Source organism: Asticcacaulis excentricus CB 48, from assembly GCF_000175215.2.
Classification (GTDB): domain Bacteria; phylum Pseudomonadota; class Alphaproteobacteria; order Caulobacterales; family Caulobacteraceae; genus Asticcacaulis; species Asticcacaulis excentricus.
Genome location: NC_014816.1, coordinates 214,250 through 233,827 on the forward strand (window position 1 = coordinate 214,250; position 19,578 = coordinate 233,827).

Genomic DNA, 19,578 nt, shown 5'->3' on the forward strand with positions numbered 1-19,578 from the left:
CCCCCTTCAATCAGGGGGATGCTTTGTAGGTAATCCATGCGCTTTAAGCCCGACGCTTATGTCCCCCGCCTCATCAAACCCCTGATCGGCTTTGTGGCCTTTCAGGTGGCGGTGTGTGTGGCCGATCTGGTCCTGCCGCCCGACCTAACGCGTGCCGAAGCCGCCTCGGCCGTGGCGCTTGATCACAACGGTGCATGGCTGCGGGCACTGCCCGTCCAAGGAGGGACGTGGCGTATCCGTGCCGACCTCGACCGCACCGACCCCGGCTTTATCAAACACCTCCTCAAGGTCGAGGACGAACGTTTCTGGTGGCATCAGGGGGTCGATGCTGTGGCGATTGCGCGCGCGTTTGGCTCCAACCTGAGCGCGGGTGGCATAGTTTCCGGCGGCTCGACTTTGTCCATGCAGACGGCGCGACTGCTGGAGCCCAAACCCCGTAACTACCTCTCGAAGCTGATTGAGGTCTTTCGGGCATGGCAACTGGAGGCGCGGTTCTCCAAGCGTGATATCCTGTCGCTCTATCTGACACTGGCTCCCTATGGTGGCAATCTGGAAGGGGTCCGCGCGGCTTCGCTGTCTTACTTCGGACATGAGCCGGAAAGCCTTACCTTGGGCGAACAAGCCTTGCTGATCGCCTTGCCGCAGGCCCCTGAAGCGCGCCGTCCGGACCGCCACCCCGAACGCGCCTTGCGGGCGCGCAATCTTGTGCTGGAGCGTATGGCGGCCAAAGGCGTGCTAAGTGCCACGCAGGCTGGCGAAGCCAAGACCGAGCCTATGGTCGTTAAGCGCTTTGCCTTCCCTGCGCTGGGCTGGCATGCGGCGGGCCGGCTGGCATCGGAGGCCAGAGGCCTCCAGGCAACCGTGGTGACGACGCTTGACGCGCAATTGCAGGCGCGGCTGGAAGCTTTGGCGCGGCAAACGGCGGTAGCGCAGGGGCCAAACTCATCGACGGCCATCCTCGTCATCGAAATCCGTTCGCGGGCCGTGAGGGCCAGCGTCGGTTCGGCGGGCCTTGACCGCACGGGCGGGTGGATCGATATGGTGCAAGCCATCCGCTCGCCCGGCTCGACGCTCAAACCGTTTATCTACGGCTTTGGGTTTGAAGAGGGGATCGTGGCTCCCGAGACGCGTCTTATGGACGCGCCAACGCGCTTTGGTGACTACCAGCCGGAAAACTTCGACAAGGTGTTTCATGGGGAGGTGTCGGCCAAGGAAGCCCTGACGCACTCGCTCAATGTGCCCGCCGTGGCGGTGCTCAATCGTATCGGGGCCGGGGCTTTTGAGTCGCGTTTGCAAGGGGTGGGGGTGCACCTGATCCGCCCCAAGACCGGCCTGCGCGATGCCGGTTTGGCGCTGGCACTGGGTGGGGCGGGCATCGAGTTGCAGGATCTGGGGGCGCTCTATGCAGCTTTGGGTGATAAGGGCCTGATGAAGCCGCTGGCTTGGACGGAAGCCGAGGCTAAGGCCAATCTCAGCCGTCCCGGTCAGCGACTGATGGCTGCTGACGCGGCTTCGCGCGTCATTAGTATCTTACGTGAAACCCCGCCGCCCGCCGGCCGCCTGCCTGCGCATCTCATGAAAACGGCTAACCGTCCAGCCTATAAGACCGGTACCTCCTACGGTTTCCGCGATGCGCTGGCGGTCGGGGTCGCGGGCGGATATGCGGTATTGGTGTGGACGGGTCGCCCCGATGGCGGTTCGCGCGCCGATCAGACGGGCCGTGAAGCCTCTGCACCCTTGCTGTTCGACGTCTTCGATCAGATCAATGCCCCGTCTCAGGCCCCGCAAAGCCTGACCCCGGCGGCGGCTCCTGAAGCGTTGAAGGCGCTCAAACCCGCTGCGCGCGGGCCGTCCATCCTCTTCCCACCGGATCAGGCGACCGTGTATGTTGAGGGTCAGGTGACGGGGGGCAAGTTGAGCGTTACGCGCGGGCTAAAACCGTCGGCGCGGGGCAAGGCGCCGCTGAATTGGTACGTCAATGGTCAGCCTATGATGGCCGATACGGAAGGTCGCGTGGAATGGCGGCCTGACGCCGAAGGGTTTTACGAGGTCAGCGTCGTCGATGCCGATGGCGTCACCAACCGCTCCCGCGTACGGGTCAAGGCGATTGCTCAGCGAAAGCCTTAATTCGCGCCCTTTGGCTTTTTCAGCACAAACAAGTCCGGTCGCACGGCTGTGTTTCGGTCAAAGGTGACAAGCCTGACGCGCGTGCCCTTACCCTGCTGATCCGTCACTGTCCATTCGCCCAGTTGCAGGGCATTGCCACGCTCGATGAAGGTCATCAGAATCGAGCCTTCGACGTCGCGACGGCGATCGCGCGCCTTCAGGCGGAAGCCGTCCGTGGTCGGTGTGACCTCTGTGACGATGACGCCCTGATCAAGACGAATTTGTTTCGAAAGGAACAGCGACAGCGGTGTGGCGTTGAGGGGGTACTGGTTAAAGGCCTTCAGGCGCGGGTCCCAGGTATTCACCGTTTTGCCGTCCGATACGACCAGCAGCGAATAGGGGGCATCGTATTCAAAGCGGATCTTGCCGGGCCGTTGCAGCCACCACTTACCAGCGGTGGTGCGCCCCTTGTAATCCGTCTGTTCAAAGCGACCACCCCCTGTGCCTAAAGACTGCAGATAGGCGACGGCGCGGTCGATGCGGCCTTGATCCTGCGCGCTGAACTTGGGCGGAGTGACGAATTGCTGGATAGTGTTACGCCCCTGCGCCCACGCAGGCGCGGTGGTCAGCAGGCTGGCGGCGGTCAGGCCCGTGAGCAGGGCGCGTTTGGTAAGCTCGGTCATGATCTCTCTCATACGTTGATACGATCCGTTGAGAAAGACCTTAACCGGCTATGATGACGGGTTGAGGGCGTCAAAATGACATAAGGACCGCACAAGATGGCGGTAAACTAAATCGCGGGTGAATGGGGTCTACAGCCGCGCGACACACTCAATCTCAATCGCCGCATTCAGCGCCAATTGCGTCACGCCAAAGGCTGAGCAGACGGGCAGCGGCTTGTCGCTAAAACAGGCCGCAAAAAGTCTATTGAAACACTCAAGCTGCCCCATATCAGTGAGCATGACCCGCACTGAGATCAGCGCGTCCAGCCCCAGATCAAAGCGGGCCAGCGACGCCGCCACGTTGGCTATCATCTGCGCCACCTCGGCCTCAAAACCATCGGCAAGATTGCCGTTGTCATCATCTCCGATATGACCCGACAGGTAGAGGGTGTTGCCGATACGCACGGCCTCGGAAAAGGCCGCATCGAAAGGGTACGCATAGAAGGTGGGTTCGGGGCTCATAGGCCATATATGCGGCTTCGGCGCGGTGCCTGTCCAGTGTATGTCGAAACAAAAAAGCCGGAGCGTAGGGCCCCGGCTTTTCCAATTGCATCGCTCAGAAAGCGATTAGCCTTCAGAAGCTTCCTCAGCAGGGGCTTCTTCAGCGGCCGGAGCGGCAGCAGCCGCTTCGGCTTCGGCCTTGGCAGCGGCTTCGGCGTCCAGACGGTCCTGCTCGCGTTGAGCGCGTTCGGCTGCGCGTTCCTGAGCCTTCTTGCCCGGCGTACCCTTTTGCGGGTTGTTGCCGTGTTCCCACTTCACAAGGCCTTCCTTCGACAGGAAGCGCGCGACGCGGTCGGTCGGCTGAGCGCCTTTCTTGAGCCAGTCGGCGATGACTTCGGTCTTCAGGGTGACGCGGTTGGCGTCGTCCTTTGACAGCATCGGGTTATACGAGCCCACCTTGGCGATGAACTTACCGTCGCGCGGAGCGGCGGCATCAGCGATAACGATATGGTAGTACGGGCGCTTCTTGGAGCCACCGCGGGCCAGACGAATTTTCAGCATGATAAGATCCTTTGATAGGCTGAGTTTCGAGTGAGGGGGTTATTTCTTTTTGGGGTCGAACGGGTTAGCCCCGCCTAGCCCCGGAAGGGAGTTGCCGAGCCCCGGCAAACCGGAAAGCCCGCCAGGTATATTGGGCAGTTTGCCGGCGCCGAGCTGTTTCAGGCGCTCGAAATCGGCGCCCATATTGTCGCCAATGGCGGGGTTGTTTTCGAGCTTTTTGCCCATCTGCTGCATCTGGGCCATGTTGGGCATGTTCCCCAGGCCCAGCATCTTGGCCATATTGCCCATGCCCTTACCACCATTACGGGCCATCATCTTGAAGACGTCGGCCATCTGACGGTGCTGTTTCAGAAGGCGATTGATTTCCGCGACATCGACGCCGGCCCCGGCAGCGATGCGGCGCTTGCGTGAAGCGTTGAGCAGATCGGGCTTTTTGCGCTCGGCCTTGGTCATAGAGGAGATGATAGCGATCTGACGGTCAAACATCTTGTCCGAGATGTTCATCTCGTCCATCTGCTTCTTGACCTTCTGCACACCCGGGAGCAGACCCATAATGCCGCCCATGCCGCCCATGCGCTTCATCTGACCCAGCTGATCGGCAAGGTCATTGAGGTCGAACTGCCCCTTGGACAGCTTCTTGGCCATCTGCTCGGCCTTGGCCGCGTCCAGCTCCTGCGCCGCCTTTTCGACCAGCGCCACCACGTCGCCCTGGCCCAGAATACGGCCGGCGATACGGCGGGCATCAAAGACATCCAGCGCATCGACCTTCTCACCCGAACCGGTGAACTTGATCGGCAAGCCGGTGACAGCGCGCATGCTAAGCATGGCCCCGCCGCGACCGTCGCCGTCCACGCGGGTGAGGATCAGTCCGGTTAGCGGCAGGCGGGCATGGAAGGCTTCGGCGGTGCGCACCGCGTCCTGACCTGTCAGCGAGTCGGCTACCAGGAAGGTCTCGACCGGCTTCGAGAGGCTGGCGATCTCAGCCGCCTCAGCCATCAGGGCCTCGTCCAGCGTCGTGCGACCGGCGGTGTCGAGGATCAGAACGTCGTAGCCCTGAAGTTTGGCCGATTGCAGAGCACGGCGGGTGATTTCCACCGCGCTCTGACCCGCGATGATCGGCAGCACATCGACACCCACCTGTTCGCCGAGCAGTTTTAACTGCTCCATAGCGGCGGGACGGCGTGTATCGAGCGAGGCCATCATGACCTTCTTGCGCTCGAACTTCGACAGGCGCAGCGCCAGCTTCGCCGAGGTGGTGGTCTTACCCGACCCTTGGAGACCAGCCATCAGGATGACGGCGGGCGGCACGGCCGCGAGGTCGATCGGGGTCGGCTCCTCGCCCCCCAGCATGTCGATCAGGCCGTCATAGACGATTTTCACCACCTGATCGGCGGGCTTGACCGCCTTGATGATGGCTTCCCCGGCGGCCAGCTCGCGCGCCTTGGTCATGAACTGACGCACGACCGGCAGAGCGACGTCGGCGTCGAGCAGGGCGACGCGGACCTCGCGCAGGGCTTCGTCAACGTCCTTTTCCGAAAGGACGCCGCGGCCACCCAGACGGTCGAAAAGACCGGATAAGCGCTCGTTCAGCGAGTCGAACATGCTTCTAATGCCTTATGTGTCGGTATCGGAACCGTACCTTTCGCAAAACAAAAAGACCCCGAGAACGCAACGCGTCGTCGGGGAGCCTCCGGTCCCCGTCCGATAGCTGTGATCGGGGTTGTGACCTGAGAGGTTTGGTGTGCAAAAGGCGTGGGTCGCCTGAATGTTGCGTTCCTATGACGGCTCAGCCCCTAAGAGTCAAGCCACCTGTTGAAATCATAGGCTTTCAGCGCCTCTGCGGACCACCGGGCGTTCAGCCGTGCAGGCGTGGCGCGAGCGGCCGCCATTTTTGAAGCGCGGGCGACGGGGTCGGACACCAGACGGCGTAGACTGTCCGCCGCCGCATGGATATCGGGTTCGGCCCACACCTGCGCCGGGTTATGCGGCAAGGCGCTGTAGGGACCGTCCGGATCCTGCAGCGGTACCGGACTAGCCGGAACCGGGTAACCGTTGTCTGCGGTGAGAAAATCATTGCCTGTGCCCTCGGTGGCGACGACGACAACCCCAGCATTCATGGCCTCCAGCAGGCCAAGTCCGAACCCTTCGGCCCGATGCAGGGACAGAAAGATATCGACCGAGGCCATCAACCGGTCCATGTCTTCGTTGCTCAGGTGTTCGGATAACAGTCTAATATCCGGGCGACTAGCGATCTGTTCGGCCAGTCTGGTTTGTGTGATGGTATCCAGAGACGATGCTTTCAGCGTCAGGGCCGCATGAGGGGTTGGTTCAGGAAACGCCGTCAACCACGCTTCAATCGACGCCCAAGGATTTTTGCGCGCAGGCGACGAGTTGACGTCGAACAGACTTAAGACCTTGCAATGGTCGGGGCAAAGGCCAAAGCGGGCGGGATCAGGTTGCGGCGGGGCTGAGATAAGCGGGTGCGGCATGACGCGTAGTCGCCCGCATAGATCATCGAGCCCCTCAACGCGCAGAGCCTCCGCCAGCGCGTTGGCGACATAGGCACTGGGCGTCCATACCTCGTGCAGCCAGCGCACCATTCGCGCCCATTGTGGCGGGGCCAGCGGTGTCTCCCACGCCCAGTAGCCGATCCGGTAGCGGTCACGCCATTGATCGGGTCTGTGCGCCATCAGCGCGACCATAGCTTCGGGGGCATTCGCATGGATGAGCCACACGCCGCCCCTACCGGGCAAAACCGCCTTCCCATCCAGAATATGACGGAAGCAGGGGCGCAGATCATGGCGCACGACTGCGTATCCGGCGGCTTCAAGTGCCTCGGCACTCAGTCTGCCTGCACGACCTATACCCTGATTTTCATTGAAAAAGCCGGAAATAATCAGAGGGCCTGGTGACAGCCTGTCTGCCCGCGGCCATTGGCCCATGCGCGTGAAAGCGATGGCTTCAAGGACGCCGTGGATCAGGGGAAGACGGTATTTGAGAGGTAGGCGGCGCAACAGGGACATGCGCTGTGCTTAAACCAAGGCGGCTAAACCTTAAAGCCCCAGCCAGCGGCGGCGTTGTTGCCAGTACGTTTCGAACTGATCCGCAAGGCCTTGGTCGGCAAAGTTCACCACTTTGACCATACCGGTTTCTTTGGTGTCGGAATGGATAGAGATGGAGTCGGCATCTTGCAGTGAGGCGGCTTCGACAAACTTGAAGAACGCACCGAAAAAGGCGTCTTGCTCAGAAGCATTGGCGATGTCGAATTGCAAGCTGACCACGACTAAACCCTCTTTCGCAAACCATATGTAAAAGCTCAGGCCTTGTCCCCGACCCGTATAAAATATGTGCGGTGCACAATACGTAAATAAAAACCTAAATCGATGGGGGAGTCAAATAAGGCTGCGGTAAAAACCCTACGTGTGGCGTCAGGGTGTCATGTGCCTGAAAATTGTGCCGATATGGCCCACAAGGGGAAGCCGTAACCCGCTTCCCCAAGGAGACGAAAACTCACATCTGCGTGAACGGACAGCCTACGGCAATTACTCTGCCGCCTGAACTCGTGTCCCCGGTTGCAGCAGCTTTTTAATATTGCGCGCGGCTTGACGAATGCGATGTTCGTTTTCGACCAGTCCGATGCGGACATAGCCTTCGCCATATTCCCCGAAGCCGAGGCCCGGAGCGACGGCGACGTGGGCTTCTTCGATCAGCAGCTTGGCGAATTCGATCGAGCCCAGATGTTTGAACTTATCGGGAATTTCGGCCCAGGCGAACATCGACGCCGGGGGCGGCGGGATATCCCACCCGGCGCGCTTCATGGATTCGACCAGCACGTCGCGGCGCGACTTATAGATGTTGCGGATTTCCTCAACATTGTCCTGTGGGCCGTTGAGCGCGGCGGCAGCCGCCACCTGCATCGGCGTGAAGCCGCCGTAATCGAGATAGGACTTCACGCGGGCCAGTGCGGCGCAGATGTCCGAATTCCCGACGACCATGCCGACGCGCCAGCCGGCCATGGCATAGGTCTTCGACAGCGAATTGATCTCCACGGAGCGTTTGATGGCGCCTTCGACCTGAAGGATGGAGGGCGGAGGGTTGTTCTCGAAATAGATTTCCGAATAGGCGATGTCGGACAGCACGATCAGGTCATGCTTTTCGGCAATTCGGATGACTTCCTTGTAGAAATCCAGATCGACCCACTGTGCCGTCGGGTTGGACGGATAGGAGACGATCAGCACCGACGGCGTCGGCACGGAGTGCTTTACCGCGCGCTCGATGCCCGACAGATACTGTTCCGGCGACAGGGCTGGGACGTGGCGTATGACACCACCAGCCATCAGGAAGCCGAAGGCGTGGATCGGGTAGGCCGGATTGGGGCAGATGACCGTATCGCCGGGTCCGGTAATAGCCATGGCGAGGTTGGCAAAGCCTTCCTTGGAGCCGAGCGTCGCCACGACTTCGGTATCGGGATTGAGCTTCACGCCGTAGCGGCGCTCATAGTAGCCCGCCATGGCCTTGCGCAGGCCCTGCACGCCCTTGGATACCGAATATCCGTGTGTTTTGGGCTTTTTGACCGTCTCAACCAGCTTATCCACAATATGCGGGGCTGTATCCATGTCGGGATTGCCCATCCCAAAGTCGATCACATCGGTGCCTGCTGCGCGCAGACGGGCCTTCACCTTGTTGACTTCTTCGAAGACATAAGGCGGCAGACGCCGGATACGGTAAAAATCGCGCATTATTGCACCTGAGAAAAGAACGTGACCGGATGCGGTCTGAGAGGGGTTGATCGGGAGTGAAAGACAAAAAGCCCGCAAGGTCGCAACGGACCTGCGGGCCAGACCATATGACTCATCAAACGTCGATTGTCATCCCATGAGAGGCGCTTTTTTCGGAAATTTTTGCGTTATATGAAAAATAATCTTCTAAATCGCCATCCGTCAACCGCATGAACATCAAGCAGGTAGCTGGAACCGCTTGCGGTTTTCGGCCCATTCCGCGGGGGTCTGCCCCCAGATATCGACCGCCACATCAACATATGGGGGTGGCAGGCGCCCCGGTCCGCGGTCGGACGACCCCAGAGCCTGTGCCACGCGCTGAGAGCCGATATTGTTGGGCGCTATGGTATGGATCACGTCGTCCCAGCCCAGAACGTCAAACACATAGTCGATGCAGGCGGCCGCCGCTTCGGTGGCGTAGCCCTTGCCCTGCGCCGAAGACAACAGGCCCCAGCCGACTTCGCGGGCGGGCCACTGATAGGGATAGAGCGGCCCGATGCGGCCTACCCAGGCGCCGGTCGCCTTTTCCAGCACGCTGAACATATGAAAGCCGTCGAGTGCCCATGCCCCGGCTATGGCCCGCGTCACGCGCCAGGTTACGGCGTCCGGCGTTACCCCGCCCAAATGCGTCATGACCTTTTCATCGGACTGAAAACGACAGAAGGCCGGAAAATCTTCGGTCACCGGCGGGCGCAGTATCAGACGCGGCGTCTCAAGAGTGGGACCAAGGGGCGAGGTCGTGGGCAAACGAGTCATGGTGCCGGCTTAGCCTCAGCGTCCGGCCCTTGCCAGTGACAAATCGGTTATCCGAAAGGCAGGTAACAAAAAAGAGCCTCCGAAGAGGCCCTTTCTGCATCTGGCAACCCTTTGATTATCCGGCTTTGCGCCGAACCCTTGCGGGCGGGGGAAACTGTCTCAGCCAGTCTGTTTTCCGTGGATTAGGCCAGAGACGGGTCGATCGCCTTACAGGCTTCGATCAGGCCCTGAACGCTTTCGACCGACTTGGCGAACATGGCCTTTTCTTCGTCGTTCGTGGTGAACTCGATGACCTTTTCCGCGCCGTCCTTACCGATCAGAACCGGCACGCCGACATAGAGGTCGTTGAGGCCGTACTGACCCGTCAGATAGGCGGCGCACGGCAGGACGCGCTTCTTGTCCTTCAGGTAGGAGGTGGCCATGGCGATGGCCGATTCCGCCGGGGCGTAGAAGGCCGAACCGGTCTTCAGCAAGGCGACGATTTCGCCGCCACCGCCACGGGTGCGCTTTACGATAGCGTCCAGTTCGTCCTGCGACAGGAAGCCGGCCTTCACAGCGTCCGGCAGAGGCAGGCCGCCAACGGTCGAGTGACGCACCATCGGCACCATGTCGTCACCGTGGCCGCCAAGCGTCCAGGCGTGGATGTCTTCGACCGAGATGCCGGTCTTTTCGGCCAGGAAATAGGCAAAGCGCGCCGAGTCGAGCACGCCGGCCATGCCGATGACCTTCGAGGTCGGCAGGCCCGAGAACTTTTGCAGCGCCCACACCATGGCGTCGAGCGGGTTGGTGATACAGATGACAAAGGCGTTCGGTGCGTATTGCTTGATACCTTCGCCAACGGCCTTCATGACTTTCAGGTTGATACCCAGTAGGTCGTCGCGGCTCATGCCCGGCTTGCGCGGCACGCCAGCGGTGACGATACACACGTCGGCACCGGCAATATCGGCATAGTCGTTGGCGCCCTTAAGTGCGACGTCCTTGCCGAAGACGGCCGAGGCTTCGGCGATGTCCAGGGCCTTACCCTGCGGCACACCTTCGGTGATATCGAACAGGACGACATCGCCCAGTTCCTCACGCGCGGCGATATGGGCCAGCGTGCCCCCGATCATACCCGAACCGATCAAAGCAATTTTGGCGCGTGCCATAAGCATTCCCTTTTCCATCTGAACCCGCAAGGGGTGACAAAGATTAACGGCCCTCTAAACCCGTTAACGAGGCTTCGCAAGACCGTGCGCTGCAACATTATGAAATGTGATGCGCAAATCCCGCAGGGGCTATACACAGGAGGCCTTAATATTTTGCCTTATTTCCCTGCGAAAGACCGACCAATGGCTGAGTTTACCGTTGATCCGCGCATCGAAGCTGCCTCCGTCTGGATTGGCGAACTGAGCTTGTGTCAGGTGCGCCTGCAAAAGGACGCGCGCTTCCCGTGGCTGGTGCTTCTGCCACGGCGGGCAGGCCTGACGGAGCTTACCGAACTCAGTGAGGCCGAACACGCCGAACTGCGCCGCGATCTGCATGTGGCCGAACAGATGGCGCGGCGCGCAGCGGAGGTGATGGGGCAGCCTGTCACTAAGCTCAATATCGCCAATCTTGGCAACATCGTCGCGCAACTGCATATCCACGTGATCGCCCGCCACCCGCAGGATGCGGCCTGGCCCGGCCCGGTCTGGGGCCACGGCACACCTGAAGCCTTTGCTTCAGCTCAGAAGACAGAGGTGGTAGGAGCGCTCAAATCCCTTATTGCGCCTGCATGACCACCGGGGTGGCTGTTCCGGCGGGGTCGATCATCTGACCGCGCCAGAGACCGTCGGGCTCGCGGCGCAGATCGAGGCGATAGCGCCCTCTGGAGGAGCCCGACTGATAGTCGAGCGTCAGGCGGTCATCGGTTTGCATGGCGCTTTCGATCAGGCCGGAGCGATTAAGGCCTACGCCGCCTTGCAGGGAGCGCCATGCCCCGTCCACCTGCGCGCCGCCACCACGCAGGGCCAGCGACACCAGCTTGTCGCCTGTGAGCGAAGACACCAGCCAGTTGCCTTCCAGATTACCCGACCGGCTCTGGCGCGCCAGCAGCCCCGAACGGATACTGGAATCATAGCGCATCTCAGCACCGGTCTTCTGGCCTTCGTAATCGCGCGCATAGGCATCGACCGTCACCGCGGCCAGATTGCGCGGCGCGGCGGGCGTATCGACGGGTTTTAGCGCCACTTCGGGCACGCTCAGTGTCGGGACATCGGTGGGGGTTGGCGGGGGCGTGACCGGCAGTGTCGCCACCACGTCTGCCGCCTTGTCCGGCGTCGGCGGGCTGACTGTGACGGGTTCGACATTTTGCGCTGTCAGGGCCGCGGTGAGATCCGCCTTGGGGGCGGGCGCGGTTTCTGGCCTTACAGCCGCCTGATAGGGGATGGGGGACGTCGGAAGGTCCAGCTTTTCTTCGGGCTTCGGCGCAGGCTTAACGGTTTCCGATGAAGCCAGAGGCGTTGGCGTGGGGTTATGGGGAACGGGTTGACCGTCCACCTTGATCTTGGCGCCAAACAGATCATCGACCGCTTTCCCCGCGTCGGTGCTGAGGGTGCCAAGCGTCCCCGAAGTTGGGGTCCCTGAAGTTGGGGTCCCCGAAGTTGGGAGCTCGGAATTGGGGGTCGCGGGTTTGAGCTTCGGGGCCTGCGTCGTCTGCGCCACTGCCTTATCCGCCGGCTTGGGAGCGGGGGTCTTGGCAGCCGTTTTCACAGGAGCGCTCAGGGTGCCACTCTTACGGCTGGCGTACTTATCGCCTCTGTCTGGTATGACATAGGGCGTGCCTTTGGCTGAAGCTGTAGCGGTAACCTTTTCCTCGTCTTTGATCTTGTCCGGCTTTTTGGCGGCTTTCGAAGTCGCCGATTTTTTCGTTTCGGCGTCGGCAGTCTCTTTTGACTTCGATTTGCTACTCTGCTTTCCGCTTTTGGCCGCGTTTCCCTTTTTCGATTCCGTCTCGTCTTTTTCAGCGGTCTTTGTTTTCGCCGAGGCCTTCGACTTTGCCAACGGCTTCTCGTTCTCGCTGGACTTGGCAGTACCCGTCTTGTTCTTGGCGCTGGCCTGATTCTTGGCGCTCGCCTGAGTTTTGGACGCATCCGCGGATTTGGCCGATTTCGGCGTTGCCTTCGCCTCGGTCTTTGTCTTCGTCTCCCCCTTGGCGGCAGCGGCGGCCTCATCGGCGCGAGCCGTGACGCGCGCGGCGGCGGCGGCCGTACCGGCCTGAGCGGACGCCACCGGCAGAGTCAGGGCCGAAGACAGGAGCAGAACCTTGAGAAGGGGATGGTGCATAGGTAAAAGGGTCACGCTGAAAAACACCTGAACTACACTCTCTAACGCAGGGGAGGCGGAAGTCTGTTCGCCCAAAAGGCGAAATCACCCTCACTTACCGAATTCTAAGCGACCAACCGAGGCCGAAATGCGGCAATATGTCACGATGGCGCGTTTGTGAACCCGCCCCGATATCGCTAACGCACGATCTGTTTTTCTGTTTTCCGGGTAACATACGTGTCTGAAAAGCCTTCGCGGACGCAAAAAACACCCCCCTGACCATGCGCTATGTTGACACAGGGACGTCAGGGTCTAAAAAGCCCCCAAAGACGCGGAAACTTAACCTTTTCCGTGCATCCAGAAGCGGGGCCTGCGCGTACAAGCCTCGCATTGCACACACCGGGTATTTCAGGGCCACGCAAGCACATGTCAAAGCCTCCGTCTACAGAAGCGGCCTATCGTCCGCTCTCTCCGCACCTTCAGGTGTGGAAATTCCACATCACCATGTTCACCTCGATCCTGCACCGGGCAACCGGTATCGCCTCGGTCGTGGGCGCGGTCATGGTCGCGGCTTGGCTTCTGGCTATTGGCCTGACGGCATCGGGCCACTGTCCTGAGGCCTACACATTGTTCTTGTCGTTTGCGGCGTCGCCCTTTGGCCTGTTCGTGTGGTTCGGGCTGACGCTGGCGGGCTTTATCCACCTGACGGGCGGTTTGCGCCACCTGATCTGGGACATGGGTCTGGGGTTCAAGATTTCCTCGGCCAATGCACTGGCCTGGTGGTCGCTGTTGGGCGGTATCGCCCTGACGCTGGCCTTCTGGGCCGTTCTGTTCGCTACTGGCAAGGTGGTGCTGTAATGGTTGACTCCTATCTGAAACAACGCTCGGCGAAGGACTGGAAAAAGTCCGAAAAGCACGGGGCTGGTGAGTGGCTGGCCGAACGCTGGACCTCAGTCGCCCTGTTTTTCCTGACCCTTTGGGCCGCCTGGAGCGCTTTCGGTCTGGCCAATCAGGGCTATGAAGCCGCGCTGTCTTTCGTAAAGGTGCCGCTTAATGCCGGGCTTCTGGCTGCGACCTTCGTGATCACCATGTGGCATACCTATATGGGCCTGAACGCCAATGTTCTGGACTACTTCCCGAACTCACGCGCGCTGCGCCTTCTCAACCTCCTCTTTTGTCTGGCCGTTCTCGCTGTGGCGCTGGGCGGCATCTATCTGGCTTTCAAGGCGTAACCCATGACCTACAAGATCATTGAACACGAATATGACGTGGTGGTCGTAGGGGCCGGTGGCGCAGGCCTTCGCGCCGCTCTGGGCTGCGGTCAGTCGGGTCTCAAGACGGCCTGTATCACCAAGGTTTTCCCGACCCGCTCGCACACAGTTGCCGCGCAAGGGGGTGTGGCCGCTTCGCTTGGCAATATGGGCGAGGACAAATGGCAGTGGCACATGTACGACACCGTGAAGGGGTCGGACTGGCTGGGCGATCAGGACGCCATCGAATACCTCGTTCGCAATGCGCCTGACGCGGTCTATGAACTTGAACACTGGGGTGTGCCCTTCTCGCGCACCGAGGACGGCAAGATCTATCAGCGTCCGTTCGGCGGGATGACCAAGAACTTCGGCGAGGGCCCGGTACAGCGCACCTGCGCCGCCGCCGACCGTACCGGTCACGCCATGCTGCACACGCTCTATGGTCAGTCGCTGAAGGAAGATGTTGAATTCTTCATCGAGTATTTCGCGCTCGACCTGATCATGGATGACGGCGTTTGCCGCGGCGTCACCTGCTGGAAGCTGGACGATGGCACCATCCATGTTTTCCGCGCCCACCTCGTCATCCTCGCCACCGGCGGTTATGGCCGCGCCTATTTTTCGGCCACCTCGGCCCATACCTGCACCGGCGACGGTGGTGGCATGGTGCTGCGCGCTGGCCTGCCGCTGCAAGACCTGGAATTCGTGCAGTTCCACCCGACAGGCATCTACGGTTCAGGCTGCCTGATCACCGAAGGCGCGCGCGGCGAAGGCGGTTACCTAACCAATTCGGCCGGCGAACGCTTCATGGAACGCTACGCTCCCTCGGCCAAGGATCTTGCTTCGCGCGACGTTGTCTCGCGCTCCATGACCATGGAAATTCGCGAAGGTCGCGGCGTCGGTCCGCATAAGGATCACATTTTCCTGCACCTTGACCACCTGCCACCCGACCTGCTGCACAAGCGCCTTCCGGGTATCTCGGAGTCGGCGAAAATCTTTGCCGGTGTCGATGTGACCAAGGAGCCGATCCCGGTCATCCCGACCGTCCACTACAATATGGGCGGCATTCCAACCAACTATCACGGCGAAGTCGTGACGCTGAAGGACGGCAATCCGGATGCCGTGGTGCCCGGCCTGATGGCCGTCGGCGAAGCGGCTTGCGTCTCGGTGCATGGTGCTAACCGTCTAGGCTCCAACTCTCTGATCGACCTTGTGGTGTTTGGCCGCGCAGCGGGCAAGCGCGCACCGGAGCTGGTCAAGGCTGGGACGCCTCACAAGGACATCGGCAAATCGGCGGTCGAAGCGCATCTGTCGCGCCTTGACAAGTTCCGCAATGCCAACGGTCAGGCCCCGACCGCCGATCTGCGCCTTAAGATGCAGCGCGCCATGCAAGAAGACGCTGCCGTCTTCCGCACCGGTGAAACGCTGGAACAGGGCGTGCGCCGTCTGGACGAAATCTTCAAGGCATCCAAGGACATCGGCATCAAGGATCGCGGCATGATCTGGAACACGGATCTGCTTGAAGCGCTTGAGTATGATAACCTGATCGCTCAGGCCGTCATCACGGTCAATTCGGCGCTGAACCGTAAGGAATCGCGCGGTGCCCACGCCCGTGAGGACTATCCAAACCGTGACGACGAAAACTGGATGAAGCACACCCTGATGTGGCTCGACACCGAAACGGGTCAGGTCACGACGGATTATCGTCCGGTCCACACCTACACGATGACCAACGAAATCGCCTATATCGCGCCTAAGGCGCGGGTCTACTAAGGGGAGAATGGAACATGGTTGAACTGGCTCTCCCCAAGCGCTCTCAGATCAAGAACGGCAAGCGCTACAAGGCACCGTCGGGGTCGAAGAATGTGCGCGTGTATAAGATCTATCGCTACGATCCGGATTCGGGCGAAAACCCGCGCTGGGACAAGTACGAGGTTGATGCCAAGGCCCACGGGCCGATGGTGCTCGATGCGCTGATCCACATCAAAAACAATGTCGATTCGACGCTGAGCTTCCGCCGCTCGTGCCGCGAAGGTATCTGCGGGTCGTGCGCCATGAATATCGGCGGCCGTAACACTCTGGCCTGCACCAAGGGTCATGAGGAATATAACGGCGAAATCACCATTTCGCCGCTGCCGCACATGCCGGTGGTCAAAGACCTCGTTCCGGACCTGTCGGGCTTCTATGCGCAATACGCCTCGATCGAGCCGTATCTGCAATCGACGACGCCTGATCCGGACAAGGAGCGACTGCAAAGCCCGGCCAACCGCGACAAGCTGGATGGGCTTTACGAATGTATCCTGTGCGCCTGTTGTTCGACGTCCTGCCCCAGCTACTGGTGGAACCAGGACAAGTACCTTGGCCCGGCGGCTCTGCTTCAGGCCTATCGCTGGATCGCTGACTCGCGCGACGACCACACCAAGAAGCGTCTGGAATCGCTTGAAGACCCCTTCAAGCTGTACCGTTGCCACACCATCATGAACTGTGCGCAGGTCTGCCCCAAGGGGCTCAATCCGGCCAAGGCTATTGCTGAAATCAAGAAGATGATGCCTGCGAAGGGCTAATCTCCTCATGGGGGAAACAGCGTTTCCCCCATGAGCCCCCTTCCTATATCGAAAAAATTTGCTAGAGACGGCTCGTCGCAAATTTTTGCTTTCTATTCGAGAGCCGGAGCTTTTGCTTCGGCTCTGTGCATTTGAAATGGCCCCCTATGCCCAAGATCACCTACATCGAATCCAATGGTAAAACCCACGAGATCGAGGTCAAGACTGGCAACTCGGTCATGGAGGGGGCGATCAAGCACAATATCCCCGGCATCGACGCCGACTGCGGTGGGGCCTGTGCCTGTGCCACTTGCCACGTCTATGTCGACGCGGAGTGGTTTGACAAAACCGGCGGCCCGTCGGTGATGGAAGAATCCATGCTCGACTTCGCTCAAGATGTTGAGCCGACCTCGCGCCTGTCGTGCCAGATCCGTGTCACCGAGGCGCTGGATGGCCTGATCGTACGCCTGCCCGAAAGCCAGCACTAGTTTGCCTCACCCGCTGTGATCCGCTATGCGTGAGAAAAAAGCAGGCGGAACAGATGGCTATTTCCATAGAACCCTGGCTTAACGCCCTTAAGCCCAAGCCACTGCCGGTGTCGGGGCTGGAGCGGATGCGCAGCGGTCTGGGGGCGTGTCTTGGCATCGGTTTCACCGCCCTGATCAGTCTTCTGATCGCCAGGCCGCTCGGCCTGTCCCCGTGGCTGGTGGCCCCACTGGGGGCTTCGGCGGTGCTGGTCTTTGCGGTGCCGGCCTCCCCTCTGGCGCAGCCGTGGTCGGTGATTGGCGGCAACACGGTGTCGGCGATCATAGGTCTGATCTGCGCCCATATGATACCCGATCCGGTGATTGCGGCCTCATTGGCTGTGTCTTTGGCCATTCTCGCCATGTTTGCCACGCGCAGCCTGCACCCGCCCGGCGGGGCCATGGCCTTGCTGGTCGTACTCACCCATACGACCAACCCGTGGTTCGCGCTGTTCCCGGCCTTCAGCAATTCGCTGCTGCTGGTCAGTGCCGGGATTGTCTTCAACACCATCACCCGCCGCAACTATCCGCACATCGCCACACCCGCTGCGACGACCGAGGACAACAGCCTCAAGCGCGTCAGCGCCGAAGACATCGCTGCCGCCCTAAGCCAGATGGAAACGCTTATCGACATCGCGCCCGATGATCTGGAAAAGCTGCTGACCCTGGCCGAACGCCATGCCTATCAGCGACTGATGGACCATATCCGGGCCAGAGACATCATGACACCGAATCCCACTCATGTGGAATTTGGCACGCCGCTGGCCGACACCTGGGCCCTGATTCAGAAACACAGGCTAAAACTGCTGCCGGTGACGGACAAGGCGGGGCGGGTCATCGGTGTCATCACCGCGGAGGATATGCTGCGTCAGGCAGGTGGCGCACCTGCCGACATGCGTGAAAATCTCAAGGCCCTCGTCAAACGCACCCCGTCGCCCTATTCCTCAAAACCGGAGGTGGCCGGGCAACTGATGTCCGTCGATTTCAAGAGCGCCGACCACGGGGCGGACGTCGCCACTCTGGTGCCTCTGTTTGCCGATACGGGCCTGCATCATCTGCTGGTGCTGGATGACACCCGGCGGCTGTGCGGCATCATCAGTGCGTCAGACCTGATGCGCGCCGTTTATCACGTCCAGAAAGACGCCGCCTGAAAAACGCCGTAATTTCCGCAGATATGAACATTGTTCAAGTTTGACGGAGCGCCATTATGGACGACTTTCCCACCCCGCCCCCCCGGCTGCAGAAGGGCCGATCGAAAGGCACAAAATTCCTTGTCGTCTGCGCGCTAGCGGTGCTGATGGCTATTCCGGCCCTGCTGGTCTTTGCTCTGTTGATGGAGCGTACCAATCGCGCCGAAGGTGTGGCGCGCGAAATCGGCGACCAGATGGGCGGCGAACAGGTCTTTCTGGGCCCGGTGATCCAGGTTCCCTATGTCATCCCGACGCGCACCTCTACCGATGAGAAAGGCAATCGCGTTGTGCTGGCGCAGGAAAGCGGCAACCTGATCGTCTTTCCGCAGACGGGTAAGGCCAGCGCCGCTACCAAGAGCGACGTGCGTTCGCGCTCCATTTTCCGTGTGCCGGTCTATACGGCAGACCTGAACTTCGACGCGGCTTTCGACCTGAAAGACGTGCAGGCTTCAAGACCCGGCGCGGTGCTGATGTGGGATAAGGCGCAACTGGTCACCGGGGCCACGGATTCCCGAGGCGCGCGCAAGGACATCGTGGCGCAGATCAACGGCGCATCGGTCATGATGGCCCCCTCCGGACCCGGTGTGACGGGGTTCAGCCCCGACGGCACCGATTTCGATCTGTTTGCCGCCCCCCTGGCCCTGAGCGATACCGCAACACCGCTCGAGATCAAGGTGGGCATGACCTTCACCGGCACGCGCAAGCTGGGCGTCCTCGCCTATGGCAAGTCGTCTGAAGCCACCATTACCGGCGACTGGAAATACCCCTCCTTTGGCGGCGGCTTTCTGCCCGCGACGCGCCAAACCGATGAGACGGCGCGCAAGGGTGGTTTCAGCGCCCAATGGTCGGTGCCGTTTATCGCGCGAGGCCTGCCCGCGGTCATTGACCAGAACCAGATGATGACGCTTGGCAAATCGGAACTGTCGGTGACCTTTGTTGAGCCAACCAACCCGTATCAGAGCGTCGGCCGCTCGCTGAAATACGCCTTGCTGTTCGTGGGCCTCGTCTTCCTGACCTACTTCCTGTTTGAGAGCACCTCGAAGAAGGAACTGCACCCGGCGCAGTATATTCTCGTTGGGTTGGCGCAGATAACCTTCTACCTGTTGCTGCTGTCCTTTGCTGAGCGCATCGGCTTTGATGCGGCCTTTGTGGTGGCAGCCGGAGCGACCGTGACGCTGATTGCCGGCTATGCGGGGCTGATATTCCACTCACGCTGGCGCTTTATGGCGGCGTTTGCCGTGTTCGGCGCGCTTTATGCTCTGATCTACGTGCTGATGCGCATGGAAGACTATGCGCTTTTGGTCGGGGCCTGCTCGGCCTTCCTCGTCATCGCCGCAGTGATGGTGCTCACTCGCAATATCAACTGGTACGGCAACCGGATTGAGGAGGCGTAAGATTCATGGTGCCTCCCTGATTTAAGGGGAGGCA

The 19,578-nt window shown here is 60.6% G+C and carries 19 protein-coding genes; 9 read left to right on the forward strand and 10 right to left on the reverse strand.

Annotation, left to right across the window (positions count from 1 at the left end; genetic code table 11):
- The first annotated feature begins 36 nt into the window (after window positions 1-36).
- Window positions 37-2,127 (forward strand): penicillin-binding protein 1C, encoded by a 2,091-nt coding sequence (gene pbpC / locus ASTEX_RS00955; protein WP_013477730.1) that lies wholly within the window; start codon window positions 37-39, stop codon window positions 2,125-2,127.
- On the opposite strand, the gene ASTEX_RS00960 is transcribed toward pbpC, so the two are convergent.
- The 9 genes from ASTEX_RS00960 to mdh form a co-directional block, all read right to left on the reverse strand.
- Window positions 2,124-2,789: a LolA family protein gene (locus ASTEX_RS00960; RefSeq protein WP_013477731.1), complete on the reverse strand. Its 666-nt coding sequence runs from the start codon at window positions 2,787-2,789 to the stop codon at window positions 2,124-2,126. The two genes, pbpC and ASTEX_RS00960, sit on opposite strands and share 4 nt — an antisense overlap.
- Before the next feature lie 129 nt (window positions 2,790-2,918).
- Window positions 2,919-3,290 carry a RidA family protein gene (locus ASTEX_RS00965; protein ID WP_013477732.1) on the reverse strand — a complete coding sequence of 124 codons (372 nt, stop codon included), beginning with the start codon at window positions 3,288-3,290 and terminating at the stop codon, window positions 2,919-2,921.
- A 105-nt stretch (window positions 3,291-3,395) separates the two neighbouring features.
- Window positions 3,396-3,830, reverse strand: coding sequence for a 30S ribosomal protein S16 (gene rpsP, locus ASTEX_RS00970; protein WP_013477733.1), 435 nt, complete (start codon window positions 3,828-3,830; stop codon window positions 3,396-3,398).
- A gap of 39 nt (window positions 3,831-3,869) precedes the next feature.
- Window positions 3,870-5,432: a signal recognition particle protein gene (ffh, locus tag ASTEX_RS00975; protein ID WP_013477734.1), complete on the reverse strand. Its 1,563-nt coding sequence runs from the start codon at window positions 5,430-5,432 to the stop codon at window positions 3,870-3,872.
- 191 nt (window positions 5,433-5,623) lie between these two features.
- The gene (locus ASTEX_RS00980) at window positions 5,624-6,853 is read right to left on the reverse strand and encodes a glycosyltransferase (RefSeq protein WP_013477735.1); all 1,230 of its coding nucleotides are present in this window, start codon (window positions 6,851-6,853) and stop codon (window positions 5,624-5,626) included.
- A gap of 30 nt (window positions 6,854-6,883) precedes the next feature.
- Entirely contained in the window at window positions 6,884-7,111 is a 228-nt protein-coding gene (locus tag ASTEX_RS00985; protein WP_013477736.1) for a hypothetical protein, read from the reverse strand.
- A gap of 261 nt (window positions 7,112-7,372) precedes the next feature.
- The gene (locus ASTEX_RS00990) at window positions 7,373-8,572 is read right to left on the reverse strand and encodes an LL-diaminopimelate aminotransferase (protein ID WP_085930452.1); all 1,200 of its coding nucleotides are present in this window, start codon (window positions 8,570-8,572) and stop codon (window positions 7,373-7,375) included.
- A gap of 213 nt (window positions 8,573-8,785) precedes the next feature.
- On the reverse strand, window positions 8,786-9,364 hold the full coding sequence (locus ASTEX_RS00995) for a GNAT family N-acetyltransferase (RefSeq protein WP_013477738.1): 579 nt from the start codon (window positions 9,362-9,364) through the stop codon (window positions 8,786-8,788).
- Window positions 9,365-9,546: 182 nt separating this feature from the next.
- Window positions 9,547-10,509 (reverse strand): malate dehydrogenase, encoded by a 963-nt coding sequence (gene mdh, locus ASTEX_RS01000; protein WP_013477739.1) that lies wholly within the window; start codon window positions 10,507-10,509, stop codon window positions 9,547-9,549.
- A gap of 183 nt (window positions 10,510-10,692) precedes the next feature.
- Between mdh and ASTEX_RS01005 the strand changes: the two genes are divergently transcribed.
- Complete coding sequence (locus ASTEX_RS01005; protein ID WP_013477740.1) at window positions 10,693-11,121, forward strand: HIT domain-containing protein; 429 nt, start codon at window positions 10,693-10,695, stop codon at window positions 11,119-11,121.
- On the opposite strand, the gene ASTEX_RS01010 is transcribed toward ASTEX_RS01005, so the two are convergent.
- On the reverse strand, window positions 11,105-12,682 hold the full coding sequence (locus ASTEX_RS01010) for a hypothetical protein (protein ID WP_144004582.1): 1,578 nt from the start codon (window positions 12,680-12,682) through the stop codon (window positions 11,105-11,107). The genes ASTEX_RS01005 and ASTEX_RS01010 overlap by 17 nt on opposite strands.
- A 390-nt stretch (window positions 12,683-13,072) precedes the next feature.
- Between ASTEX_RS01010 and sdhC the strand changes: the two genes are divergently transcribed.
- From sdhC to creD, 7 genes are all read left to right on the forward strand, one after another.
- Window positions 13,073-13,504 carry a succinate dehydrogenase, cytochrome b556 subunit gene (sdhC, locus tag ASTEX_RS01015; RefSeq protein ID WP_013477742.1) on the forward strand — a complete coding sequence of 144 codons (432 nt, stop codon included), beginning with the start codon at window positions 13,073-13,075 and terminating at the stop codon, window positions 13,502-13,504.
- The gene (gene sdhD / locus ASTEX_RS19120; RefSeq protein ID WP_013477743.1) at window positions 13,504-13,878 is read left to right on the forward strand and encodes a succinate dehydrogenase, hydrophobic membrane anchor protein; all 375 of its coding nucleotides are present in this window, start codon (window positions 13,504-13,506) and stop codon (window positions 13,876-13,878) included. Before sdhC ends, sdhD begins: the two co-directional genes overlap by 1 nt.
- Window positions 13,879-13,881: 3 nt before the next feature.
- Window positions 13,882-15,666 carry a succinate dehydrogenase flavoprotein subunit gene (gene sdhA, locus ASTEX_RS01025; RefSeq protein ID WP_013477744.1) on the forward strand — a complete coding sequence of 595 codons (1,785 nt, stop codon included), beginning with the start codon at window positions 13,882-13,884 and terminating at the stop codon, window positions 15,664-15,666.
- Window positions 15,667-15,680: 14 nt separating this feature from the next.
- Complete coding sequence (locus ASTEX_RS01030; RefSeq protein ID WP_013477745.1) at window positions 15,681-16,457, forward strand: succinate dehydrogenase iron-sulfur subunit; 777 nt, start codon at window positions 15,681-15,683, stop codon at window positions 16,455-16,457.
- Between the two features lie 146 nt (window positions 16,458-16,603).
- On the forward strand, window positions 16,604-16,924 hold the full coding sequence (locus ASTEX_RS01035; protein WP_013477746.1) for a 2Fe-2S iron-sulfur cluster-binding protein: 321 nt from the start codon (window positions 16,604-16,606) through the stop codon (window positions 16,922-16,924).
- A gap of 53 nt (window positions 16,925-16,977) precedes the next feature.
- A complete protein-coding gene (locus ASTEX_RS01040) occupies window positions 16,978-18,111 on the forward strand; it encodes an HPP family protein (protein WP_013477747.1) in 1,134 nt (377 codons plus the stop codon).
- A 56-nt stretch (window positions 18,112-18,167) separates the two neighbouring features.
- Window positions 18,168-19,544 carry a cell envelope integrity protein CreD gene (creD, locus tag ASTEX_RS01045; RefSeq protein WP_013477748.1) on the forward strand — a complete coding sequence of 459 codons (1,377 nt, stop codon included), beginning with the start codon at window positions 18,168-18,170 and terminating at the stop codon, window positions 19,542-19,544.
- Window positions 19,545-19,578: the final 34 nt, after the last annotated feature.